Origin of the sequence: Streptomyces sp. NPDC044984 (assembly GCF_040646935.1) — a bacterium.
In the GTDB taxonomy this organism is placed as follows: domain Bacteria; phylum Actinomycetota; class Actinomycetes; order Streptomycetales; family Streptomycetaceae; genus Streptomyces.
In genome coordinates, this window is sequence record NZ_JBEZBE010000031.1 from 66,955 (window position 1) to 82,183 (window position 15,229).

General features: G+C 72.9%; 11 protein-coding genes. 9 read left to right on the top strand and 2 right to left on the bottom strand.

Annotated features, from left to right (window positions below; all coding sequences use genetic code 11):
- Positions 1–36: 36 nt before the first annotated feature.
- The 4 genes from AB0A94_RS29075 to msrA all read left to right on the top strand — a co-directional run bounded on the left by AB0A94_RS29075 (position 37) and on the right by msrA (position 5,250).
- On the top strand, positions 37–1,821 hold the full coding sequence (locus AB0A94_RS29075) for an N-acetylglutaminylglutamine amidotransferase (RefSeq protein ID WP_361748881.1): 1,785 nt from the start codon (positions 37–39) through the stop codon (positions 1,819–1,821).
- Positions 1,794–3,932, top strand: coding sequence for a prolyl oligopeptidase family serine peptidase (locus AB0A94_RS29080; protein WP_361748883.1), 2,139 nt, complete (start codon positions 1,794–1,796; stop codon positions 3,930–3,932). The genes AB0A94_RS29075 and AB0A94_RS29080 overlap by 28 nt, the downstream gene beginning before the upstream one ends.
- A gap of 90 nt (positions 3,933–4,022) precedes the next feature.
- A complete protein-coding gene (locus AB0A94_RS29085) occupies positions 4,023–4,466 on the top strand; it encodes an ATP-binding protein (protein ID WP_361748884.1) in 444 nt (147 codons plus the stop codon).
- 271 nt (positions 4,467–4,737) lie between these two features.
- A complete protein-coding gene (gene msrA, locus AB0A94_RS29090) occupies positions 4,738–5,250 on the top strand; it encodes a peptide-methionine (S)-S-oxide reductase MsrA (RefSeq protein WP_361748885.1) in 513 nt (170 codons plus the stop codon).
- Positions 5,251–5,297: 47 nt separating this feature from the next.
- Here msrA and AB0A94_RS29095 read toward each other — a convergent pair whose 3' ends face one another.
- Positions 5,298–5,771 carry a carboxymuconolactone decarboxylase family protein gene (locus tag AB0A94_RS29095; RefSeq protein ID WP_361748886.1) on the bottom strand — a complete coding sequence of 158 codons (474 nt, stop codon included), beginning with the start codon at positions 5,769–5,771 and terminating at the stop codon, positions 5,298–5,300.
- Between the two features lie 187 nt (positions 5,772–5,958).
- On the opposite strand from AB0A94_RS29095, the gene AB0A94_RS29100 reads away from it, so the two are divergent.
- The gene (locus tag AB0A94_RS29100) at positions 5,959–6,183 is read left to right on the top strand and encodes a hypothetical protein (protein WP_361748887.1); all 225 of its coding nucleotides are present in this window, start codon (positions 5,959–5,961) and stop codon (positions 6,181–6,183) included.
- Between the two features lie 24 nt (positions 6,184–6,207).
- Here the strand turns inward: AB0A94_RS29100 and AB0A94_RS29105 are convergent, their stop codons facing one another.
- Complete coding sequence (locus tag AB0A94_RS29105) at positions 6,208–8,757, bottom strand: discoidin domain-containing protein (protein ID WP_361748915.1); 2,550 nt, start codon at positions 8,755–8,757, stop codon at positions 6,208–6,210.
- A gap of 564 nt (positions 8,758–9,321) precedes the next feature.
- Between AB0A94_RS29105 and AB0A94_RS29110 the strand changes: the two genes are divergently transcribed.
- The 4 genes from AB0A94_RS29110 (at position 9,322) to AB0A94_RS29125 (ending at position 15,228) form a co-directional block, all read left to right on the top strand.
- Positions 9,322–11,601: a catalase gene (locus AB0A94_RS29110; protein WP_361748888.1), complete on the top strand. Its 2,280-nt coding sequence runs from the start codon at positions 9,322–9,324 to the stop codon at positions 11,599–11,601.
- Positions 11,602–12,135: 534 nt separating this feature from the next.
- Positions 12,136–13,317: a spore photoproduct lyase family protein gene (locus tag AB0A94_RS29115; protein WP_361748889.1), complete on the top strand. Its 1,182-nt coding sequence runs from the start codon at positions 12,136–12,138 to the stop codon at positions 13,315–13,317.
- A 79-nt stretch (positions 13,318–13,396) separates the two neighbouring features.
- Positions 13,397–14,251, top strand: a complete 855-nt coding sequence (locus tag AB0A94_RS29120; RefSeq protein WP_361748890.1) for an ABC transporter ATP-binding protein — start codon at positions 13,397–13,399, stop codon at positions 14,249–14,251.
- Positions 14,248–15,228: an iron-siderophore ABC transporter substrate-binding protein gene (locus AB0A94_RS29125; RefSeq protein WP_361748891.1), complete on the top strand. Its 981-nt coding sequence runs from the start codon at positions 14,248–14,250 to the stop codon at positions 15,226–15,228. Before AB0A94_RS29120 ends, AB0A94_RS29125 begins: the two co-directional genes overlap by 4 nt.
- Position 15,229 lies beyond the last annotated feature (1 nt).

Sequence of the window (15,229 nt, forward strand, 5' to 3'; positions counted from 1 at the left end):
CCAGGACCGGTACCCGAGGGAAAGGAGGGCCCACTGATGTGCGGCCTCTGCGGGGAGATCCGGTTCGACGGCGGGCAGCCGGACATCGCGGCGCTGGAACGCGCGACCGACCGGCTGGCACCGCGCGGCCCCGACGGACGCGGCCTGTGGTCCCAGGGGCCCGTGGCCCTCGGACACCGCCGACTGAAGATCATCGACCTGTCGGACAGCGGCGCCCAGCCCATGACCGACCCGCGTGCCCGTCTCGCCGGCGTCTTCAACGGCTGCGTGTACAACTACCGCGAGCTGCGGGACGAACTGCGCGCGCTCGGCCACCGCTTCTTCTCGCAGTCCGACACCGAGGTGGTGCTCAAGGCCTACCAGCAGTGGGGCACCGGCTGCGTCGAGCACTTCCACGGCATGTTCGCCTTCGTGATCGTCGAACAGGACACCGGGCGCGTCGTCCTGGCCCGCGACCGGCTGGGCGTCAAGCCGCTCTACCTGTCCGGCACGACCGAACGCCTGAGGTTCGCCTCCTCCCTGCCCGCACTGCTCGCGGCCGGCGGCGTCGACACCTCGCTGGACCCCGTCGCACTGCACCACTACCTCAGCTGGCACGCCACCGTCCCCGCGCCCCGCACCGTCCTCACGGGCGTACGCAAGCTGCCCCCGGCCACGGTGCGGGTCGTCGAGCCCGACGGAAGCCACCGCGACCACCGCTACTGGCACCCCGCCCACACCCGCCGCCCCGAGTACGCCGGCCTCGGCGCCGACGACTGGACCGACGCCGTGCTCGACGCCCTGCGCACCGCCGTGCGCCGCCGCATGGTCGCCGACGTGCCGGTCGGCGTGCTGCTCTCGGGCGGCCTGGACTCCAGCCTGATCGTCGCCCTGCTGGCCGGCGAGGGCCAGGAGGACCTCGCGACCTTCAGCGTCGGCTTCGAGTCCGAGGGCGACGAGGAGGGCGACGAGTTCTCCTACTCCGACCTCGTGGCCCGGCACTTCGACACCCGCCACCACCAGCTGATGGTTCCCTCCGACCGGGTCGCCGGCGCCCTCGACGGGGCGGTCCGCGCCATGAGCGAGCCCATGATGAGCCATGACGTGGTGGCCTTCCACCTGCTGTCCGAGCAGGTGGCCAAGGAGGTCAAGGTCGTGCAGAGCGGCCAGGGCGCCGACGAGGTGTTCGCCGGTTACCACTGGTACGCGCGGATGGCGGACGTGCCGCGCCCGCGTGCCGCCGAGGCGTACACCGACACCTACTCCGACCGCTCGCACGCCGATCTCGCAGCCATGGTCCACCCCGACCTGCTGCCCGGCCACGACGTCTCCGCCGAGTTCGTCCGCGCGCACATGGCGACCGAGGGCGCCGAGACGGCGCTCGACGCCGATCTCCGCCTCGATACGCTCGTGATGATGGCCGACGACCCGGTCAAGCGGGTCGACAACATGACGATGGACTGGGGCCTGGAGGCCAGGGTGCCGTTCCTCGACCACGAACTGGTCGAACTGGCCGCCGCCTGCCCGCCCGAGCTGAAGCTCGCGGACGGCGGCAAGGGCGTCCTGAAGGCCGCCGGCCGCAAGGTCCTGCCCCGCCGGGTCGTCGACCGGCCCAAGGGCTACTTCCCCGTCCCGGCGATCAAGCACATGGCCGGGCCCGTCCTCCAGCGGGTCCGCGAGACCCTCGCCGCCCCCGAGGCCAGGGCCCGCGGCGTCTTCCGCGAGGAGTACGTCGCCGAACTGCTCGCCGCACCCGACGCGCACCGCACCAGGCGAGGAGCGAACACGCTGTGGCAGATCGCGCTGCTGGAGACATGGCTGCAGACGCACGGCATCCGCTGACACCCGTGGAGACGCGCACCGACGCCACCACGCGGGCGCTTCCCGCACCCGAGCCCGCCCCGCTCGCCGACGCCTCGACGCCGTACGACGTACCGCCCCCGGCCGTCCACGGCTGCTGGTACCCCTCGGCCGACCCCGGCGGCCGGCACGTCGCCTTCATCTGCGACCGGGCCGGGGTGCCGCAGCTGTGGACCGCCCCCGTGGACGGCGAGGAGGTGCGCCGGCTCGACGCCGACCCGAATCCGGTCACGGAGGTGTCCTGGTCCCCGGACGGACGCTGGATCGCCTACACCGTGGCGCCGGACGGCGGCGAGCTCACCAGCGTCCTGTGCGTACGCCCCGACGGCACCGGGCGGCGCCTGCTGGCCGGCGGCGAACCGGGCACCTCCGCACGCCTGGGCTGCTGGCAGCACGACGGCTCGGCGGTCGCGGTGACCGTCACCGATTCCGCCCCGCCCGGGCGGCCCTTCGCCGCGCACCCCGGGGCGGACGGCTTCTCCCGCCCCGCCCGGGCGGGCCGCGACGGCCGGGCCGTGCTGCTGGAACCCGGCGCACCACGGCCCGGCCTCACCACGGGGGCCGTCGACGGCGACCGGACGGCGTCCGCCGAGGAGCCGGAACCGAGGGCCCTCTCCGCCTACCTCGTCGACCCCGAGGGCATGGCCGCACCCGTGCTGCTGGCGAGCGAACGCGGCGCGGCCAACCAGCGCGTGTGCGACCTCAGCCGGGACGGCAGGCTCGCCCTGGTGTACCGGGGCCCCCGCGGACGCCGCGAGGCCCTCGTGGTCCGCACCGGCGACCGGGTGGTGACCTGCGCGCTGCCGGTCGCCGACGGCGACCCGTGGATCGGAGGCTTCTCACCGGACGCCGGCACCGTGTGGCTGCGCAGCGACGGCGACCGCGAACACGCCGCCCTCGTCGCCGCGCACCTCGATCCGCGGGGACACCTGCTCGGCACCGCGGTGGCCGCCCAGCGCCCCGACTGCGGCCTGGAGCTGCTCGCCCTGAGCCGCGACGGGCGGAGCGCGGTGCTGGCGTGGAACGTGCGCGGCGTCAGCGAACTGGAGGTGACCGAGCTGACCGCCGCCCGGTCGCCCGACTTCCCGGCCGGCGTCCCGTCCTCCCGGTCCGCCTCCGCCGGTGCCGCACGGACCGTCGGCCTGCCCCACGAGGTGGTCACGCGCATCGCGCCCACCGCCGACCCCGACGCCCCCGTCGTCGCGCTGTCCGGGTCCCGGCGCCACCCCGGAGTGTGGTGGCTGCCGCACGGACTGCCCCTGCGCACCCCGTGGTCCTCGCGCGACGAGGACGCGTTCCCCGAAGGCCGCACGCCGGTGCGGCCGATGCCCATGAGCCCCGTGGCCCGCGACGGCCTCGTCCTGGGCGGCTGGTACTACCGTGCCCCGGGCCGCTCGCCCGGCGAACCGGCACCGTGCGTCCTGCACCTGCACGGCGGGCCGGAGGAACAGGAACGCCCGGTGCTCGAACCGCTCTACCTCGAACTGCTCGGCAGGGGACTGGACGTGTTCGCGCCCGACGTCCGCGGCTCCTCCGGCCACGGCCGTTCCTTCGTCGACGCGGACCTGGGCGCCGGGCGCTTCGACGCGATCAACGACGTCGCGGACTGCGCGGCGCACGTGATGGTGCGGGGCCTGGCGGACCCCCGGCGGATGGCCGTGATGGGCCGGTCGTACGGCGGCTACCTGGTGATGGCGTCCCTGGTGTGGCACCCGGACCTGTTCCGCACCGGCGTGGCGGTCTGCGGCATGTCGGACCTCACCACCTTCTTCGCCGGGACCGAACCCTGGATCGCGCAGTCCGCCGCCCACAAGTACGGACACCCGGAGCACGACCGGGAACTGCTGCGCGCGCTGTCGCCGATGAGCCGGATCGACGCCCTGCGGGTCCCGGTCCTCGCCGTGCACGGCGAGCACGACACCAACGTGCCTCCGGGGGAGTCCGAGCAGTTCGTCCGGGCCGCCAGGGAGCGCGGGCTGGAAGCGGAACGCCTCCTGCTGCGCCACGAGGGCCACGACTTCCGCCGCTCCGACAACCGCCGCCTGTTCCGCCGGACCGCCGCCGACTGGCTGGAGAGGCACCTGGCGGACTGAGATGTCTGAGGTACCTGTCACACTTCAGTGGCGTGCGGGGGAGCGATGCGGGTAGTCGCGCGGTGTGATCGGTGAGTGAAGGCGGACCGGATGGAATCAGTTCCAGTCGACGAGGGGGACACGGTGCCGGGCGCACCGCGACTGCGGGCTTCGTACGCCCTGGACGAGGACGGCACCTGGATAGCCCAGGCGCGTCACCTCGCCGCCGCGTTCCTGGCCCGGGTGCGGGCCGAGGACGGCCTGCCGGTGTCGACCCGCGCGGTGGAGATCACCCAGCTCGTGGTCAGTGAACTGGTCACCAACGCCCGCAAGTACGCTCCGGGCCCCGTCGGTCTCGACCTGCGGGTCGCCGGCGACACCGTCGAGGTGATCGTCCGGGACGGCAACCCCGCGCCGCCGGTGGCCCGGGACGCGGACCCCGGCCGGGTGGGCCAGCACGGACTGGAGATCGTGATGGCCGTCGCCCAGGCCCTGCACGTACGGCAGGAGCCGGCCGGCAAGAGCATCACGGCCCGCATCTCGCTCCTCGCCTGAACCCGCCGGGCCCCGGGGCCCGCCGATGCGGCGCCGTCCGCACGCCCGGCGCCCGGGTGAAGGCCCGCGCGGTTCACCGCCGCGCGAAGGCGGCCCGGGAAACCGCCCGTGTCCCTTTTCCGGCATCGCCGCGAGGGCGGGCGCGAACGCGTCGGTGCGCCGCAGCCCGGCCCGCTGTCCGAAGGCGGTGGCGCGGCCGGAACAATGGGGTCTCCGGTGCGGTTCTCACTGGTGGACGCCGCAGGACACGTGGGAGAAGGGCGAGACGAAGATGACGACGAACGAGGAGAGGGCGCTGCTCGCGGGCGGCTGCTTCTGGGGCATGCAGGAGCTGATCCGCACGTTCCCGGGTGTGCTGACCACCCGGGTGGGCTACAGCGGCGGTGACGTGCCGAACGCGACGTACCGCAACCACGGTACCCACGCCGAGTCGATCGAGATCACCTACGACCCCGCCGTCACCGACTACCGCACGATCCTGGAGTACTTCTTCCAGATCCACGACCCGAGCACGAAGAACCGGCAGGGCAACGACATCGGGACGAGCTACCGCTCCGCCATCTTCTACCTCGACGACGAGCAGAAGCGCGTCGCCGAGGAGACGATCGCCGATGTGAATGCCTCGGGGCTGTGGCCGGGCGCCGTGGTGACCGAGGTCGTGCCGGCCGGCCCGTTCTGGGAGGCCGAGCCGGAGCACCAGGACTACCTCCAGCGCTACCCGGACGGCTACACCTGCCACTTCCCGCGGCCCGGCTGGCGTCTGCCGAAGCGCGCGGAAGCCTGACCGGACCACCCGCCCCGGCCCGTCGCGGGCCGGGCGGGCGCGGCCGGTCAGCCGAACTGGCCGGGCCGGTAGTCGCCGGCGGGCTGCCGGCTGATGAGGTTGACGCGGTTGTAGGCGTTGATGACGGCGATCAGCGAGACCAGGGCCACGAGCTGGTCCTCGTCGTAGTGCTTGGCGGCGTTCGCCCAGGCGGCGTCGCCGACGCCGCCGGCCGCGTCGGCGATCCGGGTGCCCTGCTCCGTCAGCTCCAGGGCGGCGCGCTCCGCCTCGGTGAAGACCGTGGCCTCCCGCCAGGCGGCGACCAGGTGGAGCCGGACCGATGTCTCCCCGGCCGCGGCGGCGTCCTTGGTGTGCATGTCGGTGCAGAAGCCGCAGCCGTTGATCTGGCTGGCGCGGATCTTCACCAGCTCCTGGGTGGCCTGCGGCAGCCCGGAGTCCGCCACGGCCTTGCCCGCCGAGTTGATGTGCTTCAGCACCTTGGCCGCGAGGGGGCTGGCGAAGAGGTCGAGGCGCGCTTCCATGATGATCTCCTGTTCGGTCCTTGTCCGGTCCCTGTGGTGACACAGCGCTGACGGGCGGGCTCCGCCCCGTGTGACCGGAACGGGAGTGTGACCTACGTCTCTCTGCCGGGCGGCGTCGCGCAACGTGCCGTTCTCGGGGCACCGGACGACCGATAACCTGGCCGGATGGACGGGGAGCGGAGCGTAGGTGAGTGAGCGTCGGGAACGCGACTGGACGGACATGACGCCCGGGGACTTCGACCTCGACGCTCCGCTGTGCCTCAACGTGGGAACCGGCCCCGTCGTGGTGCCGGCCGAGCCGGACGAGTACGGCACGGCGCCGCTGTTCGGGGACGAGGCCCCGGTGCGGAGCCCCGGCCCGCGCCGTACCCCGCGCCGGGCCGCCCCCGACGAGCAGGGGCGGTTGTTCTGAATCCGGCGCGGGGCACCGCCACGCTCAGGGGAACCGCGTGACCTTGGACGGGACGGTGTCCGTCCCCGAGGTGGGCGCACCCGTGTCGTTGATGACGTGGCGGTACTGCCCCTTGCCGCCGAGCGAGATCACCTGCAGGTGCCGCATCCTGATGCCGGGCTTCACCGGCACCTGGAATCCGTGGTGCTGCACGATGGTGTCGTCGGACGTGTAGTTGCAGTAGCTGCCGAGTGCCCAGGCCTCGTGCTCGTCCACCAAGTCGGCGACCTTGTAGGCCGCGTATCCGACGATGCCGTCATGAGTGATGGCGGCCTCGTTCGGGGCGTCGTAGGCCTTCTCGTTCTGGAAGAAGATCGTGCGGCCGCGCTCACCGCTCCAGACCACGTCGTACTTGTTGAAGTGCTCGACGAACAGGCCCGTGGTGAGGACGTCGTCGCCGTTGACCCGTAGTCCGTAGTCGGCCCGGTTGGTCTCCCAGCCGACCCCCTCGCCGTGGTCGGCGCGCCAGATCCAGGTGTGGTCGACGATCACGTCGTCGCTGTTGACCACGACGGAGTCGGTGGCCCGGCCCGGCCCCGCGCCGCCGATGCGGATGAACACGTCCTGCACGGTGGTCGGGTCGGCGGAGTGGTCCGCGGACGAGCCCTCCTCGCCGATCCGCAGCAGCGTGTCGGAGTTGACCGGGCCCGCGTCGATCAGGAAGCCGGCCAGCCGGACGCCGTCGACGTCCGCCACGTGCATGGCGTCGACCCCGCCGTCCGGGACGATCGTCGCCAGACCGAGACCGAGCACGACCGTGTCGGCACGGTCGACCTCGATGGTCCGGTCGATGTGGTGGACCCCGGGCGTGAACAGCAGGTTGAGGCCCTGGTCGAGCGCGGCGTTGATGGTCGCGGCCGTGGCGCCGGGCTTGACCACGTAGAACCGGTCGAGCGGAAGGGACGTACCGCCGGCGTTGGCCGGCCAGGACACCCCGCGCGCGTCGGTGCGCTTGGCGGGCACGAACACCTTGTACGCGTCGCCGTCCAAGTAGAGGAACGGCTTCTCGCGGGAGATCGGGGTGGTGTCGAACGTGGTGTACGGGCCGGTCTCGAAGTTGGTCGCCGGAGCGCCCTGGACACCCGTGAACGTCATGTTCCACACGCCGTTGGTCCAGCCGCCGACGGAGCTGTCCCGCGTGTACCACTGCTGCTGGGAGTACGGCCCGACGGTGCCGTCGATCCTCGAGTCGGCGATGTAGCCGCCGGAGGCCCAGCCGTAGCCGTTCGGGGCGAGGTTGAGGCCGCCCTTGACGTGGATCCGGCGGAACGGAGCGGCCTGGGCGACCGCCCACCGGTTGGTGCCGTTGACGGGGGTGATCGCGAGGTTCTCCGCCGAACGCCAGAAGTTCTGCGTGGCGTTGCCGTTGAACCAGCCGGCGTCCACGGTGATGTCGCCGTTGATCTGCACGTCGTCGGGGTTGAGGCCGAGCCCGGAGACCGAGGTGTAGAAGCCGAGTTGGGCGTTGATGCCGTTGTACGTGCCCGGCTTCAGCAGGAACTGGTAGCGGCCGCTGCCGAACTGGCTCGTCTCCTGCTGGGCGAAGACCTGGTCGAACTTCTGCTGGAGGCCGGGCGTCGACGGGTCCACGACGATGACGTTCGGACCCAGGTCGCCGCCGCCCTCGACCGGGCCGCCGCCGCCGTCCGACGCGGTGTGCACGGCGACCTCCCACAGGGAGTAGCCGTACCCGGTGGCGCGGGCCGTTCCCAGGACACGCACGTACCGGCCCGAGCCGCTCACCTCGTAGGAGGACCGGCCGCCCGTCGCGCCGGTGACGGACTCGAGCGTGCTCCAGTTCTGCCCGTCGGTGGAGGCCTCGATCCGGAAGTCCTGGGCGTAGGCGGCCTCCCAGCTGAGGTCCACCTCGCACAGGTCCTGCACCGAGCCCAGGTCGACCCGCACCCACTGCGGGTCCGAGGCCAGGCTCGACCAGCGGGTGCCCGCGTCCCCGTCGAAGGCGGCGGAGGCGGGGGTGCCCGCGTTCTCCGTGGAGGAGGCGGAAGCGGGCCTGCCCAGGGCGGCGTCGTCCGTGCCGCAGGAGGGGGGCGGGTTGCCGCCGGCGGTGCCGAAGACCTGGAACTCCCACAGGGAGTAGCCCCACGCGGTGGCCCGGTCCAGGCCCTGCATCCGGACGTACCGGGCCTGCCCCGACACGTCCACGGTGTCGGTGCCGCCGTCGCTCCCGGTCACGGTCCTGGCGTCGGTCCAGCCGCCGCCGTCCTGCGAGAACTGGATCCTGTAGTCCTTGCCGTGGGCGGCCTCCCAGTTCAGGACGACACGGGTGACGGACGCCGTGGCGCCGAGGTCGACCTGCAGCCACTGGTCGTCGCTCGCGGCCGACGACCACCGGGTGCCCGGGTCGCCGTCCACGGCGCCGCTCGCGGGTGTGCCGGCGTTCTCGGTGGACGATGCGGTGGCCACCCTGCCCTGGGACAACGGGGTCTCGGCCGCGGCGGCCGGGGCCTGGGCGGCGGGCAGGGTGACGAGCGCCGCCGTGGCGGCGAACGCCGCACCCAGGGCTCCGCGTCTCAGGCGGCTCAAGTGCTTCGTGTGTCTCATGCGTCAGCCTTCTGCCGGTGCGATGTGGGGATGCGGGCGAGCCCGCGTGCGCGCGGGCCGGGCCGTTCGGACGGCGGTGGTGCGGTGGCGCGGCCCCCTGTGCGCGAGGGCATGCCGGAGGACTGGACGCGGCCCCGCGACTGCTTAGTTCAGGATTTGATTTAAGTGGTGAGGCATTGCACGGGCAAGCCCTTGGACGTGAATTGGTGAGCGGGCGCCCGTCGGTGGGCGACGTGCCGCTCCACATCCGTATGCCTTGACCGCCGTGCCGCGGGTACGCGGGCGGGGCGGTCGGATCCGATGGAGGGGAGTGGAGAGGGGAGTGCGGGTGCGCCGGGGCGCGGGGCGTGGCGGTGTTCCGGAGCGGAGATTTCACCCCATCGGCGGGTGCCCGCTGCGAGGGCGCGCCCACCGTGAGACGTTGACGGCACCCGATGCCCTTTTCCTGGTGTTTCGTCCCCTCGGGTCGCCCGCAGTCGGCAATGGAACGCACGGCCACCCGTCCGTGGCCGGTCTGAAGCGGAGGAGTGTCACCCCATGAGCGAGGCCAACCCCGTCAAGCGGGCGGCGAAGAAGATCGCCGAGAAGCTGCAGGACGACGGCTCGGCCCCGGCCGACGGCATTCCCGGACGGCCGGGTCCCCAGCCGCCGTCGGTGGCCGAGCCGACCGAGCCCCGCGAGCCGCTGCCGCCGAAGCCGGACCAGAGCGGCCCGGCCACCGTGTCGCCCACCGGTCAGCCCACCGGTGCCGACCAGGCCAGGGTGGCGCAGTCCGGGAGCTACCTGACCAACGCGCAGGGCACCCGGCTGTACGACACCGACCACTCGCTCAAGGCGGGGCCGCGCGGCCCCGTACTGCTCCAGGACCACCACCTGCGCGAGAAGATCATGCACTTCGACCACGAGCGCATCCCGGAGCGCGTGGTCCACGCCCGCGGCGCGGGCGCGCACGGGGTCTTCCAGAGCTACGGCACGGCGGCCTCCGTGACCAAGGCGGGGTTCCTCGCCCCGGACGTCGAGACGCCGGTGTTCGTACGGTTCTCCACCGTGGTCGGCTCGCGCGGGTCCGCCGACACCGTGCGCGACACCCGCGGTTTCGCCACGAAGTTCTACACCAGCGAGGGCGTCTTCGACCTGGTCGGCAACAACATCCCGGTCTTCTTCATCCAGGACGCCATCAAGTTCCCCGACGTCGTCCACGCCGCGAAGCCGCACCCCGACAGGGAGATCCCGCAGGCGCAGAGCGCGCACGACACCTTCTGGGACTTCGTCTCCCTGCACACCGAGGCGACCCACCACACCCTCTTCTTCATGGGCGACCGCGGCATCCCGCGCTCCTACCGGATGATGGAGGGCTTCGGCGTCCACACCTTCCGGCTGGTGAACGCCGAGGGCGCCACGACGCTGGTGAAGTTCCACTGGAAGCCGAAGCTGGGCGTGCACTCCCTGGTGTGGGACGAGGCGCAGACGATCAACGGCGTGGACCCGGACTTCCACCGCCGGGACCTCGCCGACGCCATCGAGGCGGGCGCCTACCCGCAGTGGGAGCTGGGCATCCAGACCTTCCCCGACACCCCGGAGCAGACCTTCGAGGGCATCGACCTGCTGGACGCGACGAACATCGTGCCCGAGGAGCTCGCCCCGGTGCAGCCGGTCGGGCTGATGACCCTCAACCGGAACCCGTCCAACTTCTTCGCCGAGACGGAGCAGGTCGCCTTCCACGTCGGTCACCTCGTGCCCGGTATCGACGTCACCGACGACCCGCTGCTCGCGGGACGGCTGTTCTCGTACCTGGACACGCAGATCACGCGCCTGGGCGGCCCCAACTTCCCGCAGCTGCCGATCAACCGGCCGCAGGCACCGGTCAACGACATGCTGCGCGACGGCATGCACCAGACGGCCGTGCACCGGGGCGTGGCCCCCTACCGGCCCAACTCCCTCGACGGGGGCTGCCCGTTCACCGCGGGCGCGGACATGAGCGCGTTCATCGAAGCGCCGGTGCGCGTCCCGGAGGCGTCGAAGGTGCGCGAGGCGCCGGAGTCCTTCGCGGACCACTTCAGCCAGCCCCGCCGGTTCTGGCTGAGCATGAGCCCGGTGGAGCGCGAGCACATCATCGGCGCCTACACCTTCGAGCTGGGCAAGTGCTACGAGCAGGCCATCAGGGAACGGACCCTCCAGGTCCTGGCCAACATCGACCCCGAGCTGTGCGCCGGTGTCGCCGAGGGGCTCGGCCTGCCCGCGCCGAAGCCCACCGTGCCGCTCGCCGACGTCGAGCCGAGCCCGGCCCTCTCGCAGATCGGGGGGACCTGGCCCGTGGACGGGCGCGTCATCGGCATCGTCACCGGCCCGGACGGCGACCTCGACGGCGTCCACGCGGTACGCGACGCGGTGCTCGAAGCGGGCATGGTCCCGCTGGTCGTGGCACCGACCGGTGGCACGCTCGGCTCGGCGGACCCGGCCCTGACGGTCCAGCGCACCTACGTCACCGCGCGGTCCGTCGAGTTCGACGCCGTACTGCTGGCCGGGGTGCCGGCAGTGGGCGGCGACACGGCCGGCGCGCGCGACGGCAAGGGCGCGCCGTCCGCCGCGCGGCGGACGGCGACCGACCCGCGGATCGGACTGCTGCTGACCGAGGCGTTCCGGCACGGCAAGGCGATCGGCGCGTGGGCGGGCGGCGAGGCGGCCCTCGAAGCGGCCGGCGTCCCCACCGACGCCCCCGGCATCGTGGTCGGCGACTCCGGGGCCACCGTCCTCGGCCAAGTCCGCGAGCTGCTGGCCTCGCACCGCGTCTGGGAACGCTTCACGGTCCGGGCCTGACACCCCGACCCCGACCCCGCCCCCGGCCCCGGCGACCGGCTCGCCCCGGCCGCCGGGGAGCGGGCGGGCGCCGGTGGGTTCCCGGCGGCCGGCAGGGTCCCGTCGCACCGGGCGACGTGCTGCCGGCGCCCGTGCGGTGGTGCGGGGGAGCGGCTGGGCGTACGGGCCGCCCCCGGCGGCCGGCTCGGCCGCGGTCGCGGTGGGAGCACGTGCTGTCCGCCGCCCGCGAGGGCGGCGGGACGGGGCCTCGGCGTCGGTTCGGCCCGGCCGTGGTGGGGTCTTCGTCACCGCCGTCCGCACGGGCGGGGACGGCCGGGCGGGGGCCGGTGAGTCCTCGGCGGCCGGTTCGGCTGCGGTCGCGGCGGGGCACGTGCCGCCCACCGCCCGTACGGCCGGGCGGGGGCCGGTGACCCGGGGGTCCGGTCGGCCGCGGCGCGCCGTCCCGTCGCCGTACAGTGGGAGGACGGCCGGAGCCCGACAGAACCGGTCGGCGGGCACCCGTACCGCATCCCCGCCCGAGAAGCCGGTCAGAACATGCGCCACCACCCCTCCCCGTCCCACGGCCCGCAGGAGCCGCTCTTCGGCCTCGGCGACCTGCCGCCGGCACCGGCGGCCGAGCCGCCGCCGTCCACCTCCGCCTTCCGGGACTCCGCGCAGGCGCGCCGGCTTCTCGCGATCCGGGAGATCCACGCGGAACCGGCCGCCGCCGCCTCGCCCCGCGGGCGGCAGATCCTCGCCCGGTTCCCCGGGGCCCGGCTGATCGAGGCGGACTCCCACTGGCGCGTCCCCGAGCTGCACGGCAACGAGGGCAGCGCCGACCGCTGGATGCGGATCAAGCGCGAGACCCTCGTCCTGGGCGTGAAGAAGACGCTCACCACCCGCCCCAACGGCCGCTCCGCCGACTGGATCGCCCCCGGCCCGTCCAACGGCTGCGCCCTGTCCTGCGTGTACTGCTACGTACCCCGCCGCAAGGGCTTCGCCAACCCGATCACCCTCTTCACCAACATCGACGGGATCATCGCCCACCTCGGCCGCCACGTCGCCGCCCAGGGGCCCAAGACGGAGCCCAACCAGTGCGACCCCGAGGCGTGGGTGTACGACATCGGGGAGAACGGCGACTGCTCCGTCGACGCCCTCGTCTGCGACAACACCGCCGACCTGGTGCGCGCCTTCCGCGACTGGCCCACCGCGAAGGCGTCCTTCGCGACCAAGTTCGTCAACCCCGACCTGCTGGAGCTCGACCCGCGCGGACGCACCCGCATCCGGTTCTCGGTGATGCCGGCCGGCGACTCGCGCCTGCTGGACCTGCGCACCAGTCCGGTCGACCGGCGGATCGCCGCCGCCGCGGACTTCCTCGACGCCGGGTACGAGGTGCACTTCAACCTCTCGCCCGTCGTCGTCCGCCCCGGCTGGCAGGACGCCTGGGCCGAGCTGCTGCGGCACATGGACGACGTACTGCCGCAGCGCGTGAAGCGGCAGGCCCGCGCCGAAGTCATCATGCTCACCCACAACGCGGACCTGCACGACGTCAACCTCCGCTGGCATCCGCGCGGTGAGGACGTGCTGTGGCAGCCCGCCGCGCAGGAGACCAAGCGCTCCCAGAACGGTGCCCTCAACCTCCGCTACCGCGCCGGCATCAAGCGCCGGGCCCTCGCGGATCTGCGGGAACTGGTCGCCCGTCACACGCCGTGGCTGGATATCCGCTACGCCTTCTGACGGCCCGGCAGGAAACGGTCCGGTCTTCCCGCAGGTCACCCCCCGATAACGGGAATTAAGGGTAGGCTAACCTTGCCGTGTGATTCCTGCTGAAGAGGCGGCCCTGGGCCCCCGTGGCCATCGACTGTCGGCCACCGACGTGACCGTGGCGTACGACGGCGCCGACGTCGTGCACGACGCGGCACTGACCCTGCGGCCCGGCGAGGTGACCGTCCTGGTGGGCCCGAACGGCAGCGGCAAGTCGACCCTGCTGCGCACCGTCGCCCGGCTGCAACAGCCCCGGCGCGCCACGCTCACGATCGACGACGGCACCGACGCGCTGGCCCTCGGCCCCCGGGAGTTCTCCCGCCGCGTCGCCCTGCTGCTCCAGGGACGCCCCACGCCCAGCGGTCTGAGCGTGCGGGACGTCGTCGAGTTCGGACGCTACCCGCACCGCGGCCGATGGGGCGGGAACGACCCCGGCGGCCGGGCCGCCGTGGACCGCGCACTCGCCCTCACCGGCGTCGCCGAACTCGCCGAGCGCGGGGCCGAACACCTCTCCGGAGGGCAGCTCCAGCGCGTGTGGCTGGCCGGCTGCCTCGCCCAGGAGACCGGCGTCCTCCTCCTCGACGAACCCACCACCTACCTCGACCTGCGCTACCAGGTCGAACTCCTCGACCTCATGCGCGACCTGGCCGACGAGCACGGCATCGCGGTCGGTGCCGTCCTGCACGACCTCGACCAGGCGGCGGCCGTCGCCGACCGGATCGTGCTCCTCGCGTCCGGACGCGTCGTCGCCGAGGGCCCGCCCGAGGACGTCCTCACCCCGGAGCGCCTGACCGAGGTCTACGGCATCCGGATCGAGGTCGACACCGACCCCCTCACCGGCCGGCTGCGCACCCGCGCCATCGGCCGCCACCACACCCGCACCGAAAGGCTCAGCACCACCTCATGAGACGCCTCCTGCTCACCGCGCCCCTGGCCACCGCCGCCGCCCTCCTGCTGGCCGCCTGCGGCACCACCGAACCCGCCGCCGACGACGAGGCCAAGGAGTCCGCGCAGGCCATCACCCTCACCGACGCCACCGGCGCGAAGGTGGAACTCGACGGCCCCGCCAAGAAGGTCGTCGGCACCGAGTGGAACGTCGTCGAGCACCTGGTCTCCCTCGGCGTCGACCCGGTGGGCGTCGCCGACGTCAAGGGCTACAAGACCTGGAACACCGCCGTCCCGCTCAAGAACGAGCCCAAGGACATCGGCACCCGCGGCGAGCCCAGCATGGACACCATCGCCTCGCTCAAGCCCGACCTCATCGTCGCCACCACCGACCTGCAGCCCGACGCGGTCAAGCAGCTGCGCGAGGTCGCCCCGGTCCTGGAGGTGAAGTCCGCCGACGCCGCCGACCCGATCGGGCAGATGCTGAAGAACGTCGACCTCATAGCCGAGGCCACCGGCACCACCGAGCGCGCGGCCACGCTGAAGAAGGACTTCGACGCCAAGCTCGCCGAGGGCGAGAAGGCCCTCGCCGACGCCGGTCTGGACGGCGCGGAGATCGCCTTCGCCGACGGCTACGTCACCTCCAACCAGGTCTCCGTCCGCCCCTACACCTCCGGTTCGCTCATCGGCGCCGTCAACGAGCGGCTCGGGCTGAAGAACGCCTGGAAGCAGAAGGGCGACGAGGCGTACGGCCTGGCGGCCACCGACGTCGAGGGGCTGACCGACCTGGGGAAGGTCCAGTTCGTCTACATCGGCAACGACCAGGACCCCAGCAGCGACCCCTTCGGCAAGGAGCTCGCGGACAACTCCGTCTGGAAGTCGCTGCCGTTCGTGAAGTCCGGTGACGTCCACCGCATCGACGACGGCAGCTGGATGTTCGGCGGCACCGGCTCGATGGAGGCGTACACCGACTCCGTCGTCGCGGCGCTGACGAAGTAGC

Bases quoted from the DNA above. Each gene is read 5' to 3' on its own strand.
- AB0A94_RS29075 (WP_361748881.1), top strand. From the start codon at position 37: ATGTGCGGCCTCTGCGGGGAGATCCGGTTCGACGGCGGGCAGCCGGAC.
- AB0A94_RS29085 (WP_361748884.1), top strand. From the start codon at position 4,023: ATGGAATCAGTTCCAGTCGACGAGGGGGACACGGTGCCGGGCGCACCG.
- AB0A94_RS29095 (WP_361748886.1), bottom strand. From the start codon at position 5,771: ATGGAAGCGCGCCTCGACCTCTTCGCCAGCCCCCTCGCGGCCAAGGTG.
- AB0A94_RS29125 (WP_361748891.1), top strand. From the start codon at position 14,248: ATGAGACGCCTCCTGCTCACCGCGCCCCTGGCCACCGCCGCCGCCCTC.
- AB0A94_RS29110 (WP_361748888.1), top strand. From the start codon at position 9,322: ATGAGCGAGGCCAACCCCGTCAAGCGGGCGGCGAAGAAGATCGCCGAG.
- AB0A94_RS29080 (WP_361748883.1), top strand. From the start codon at position 1,794: ATGGCTGCAGACGCACGGCATCCGCTGACACCCGTGGAGACGCGCACC.
- AB0A94_RS29115 (WP_361748889.1), top strand. From the start codon at position 12,136: ATGCGCCACCACCCCTCCCCGTCCCACGGCCCGCAGGAGCCGCTCTTC.
- msrA (WP_361748885.1), top strand. From the start codon at position 4,738: ATGACGACGAACGAGGAGAGGGCGCTGCTCGCGGGCGGCTGCTTCTGG.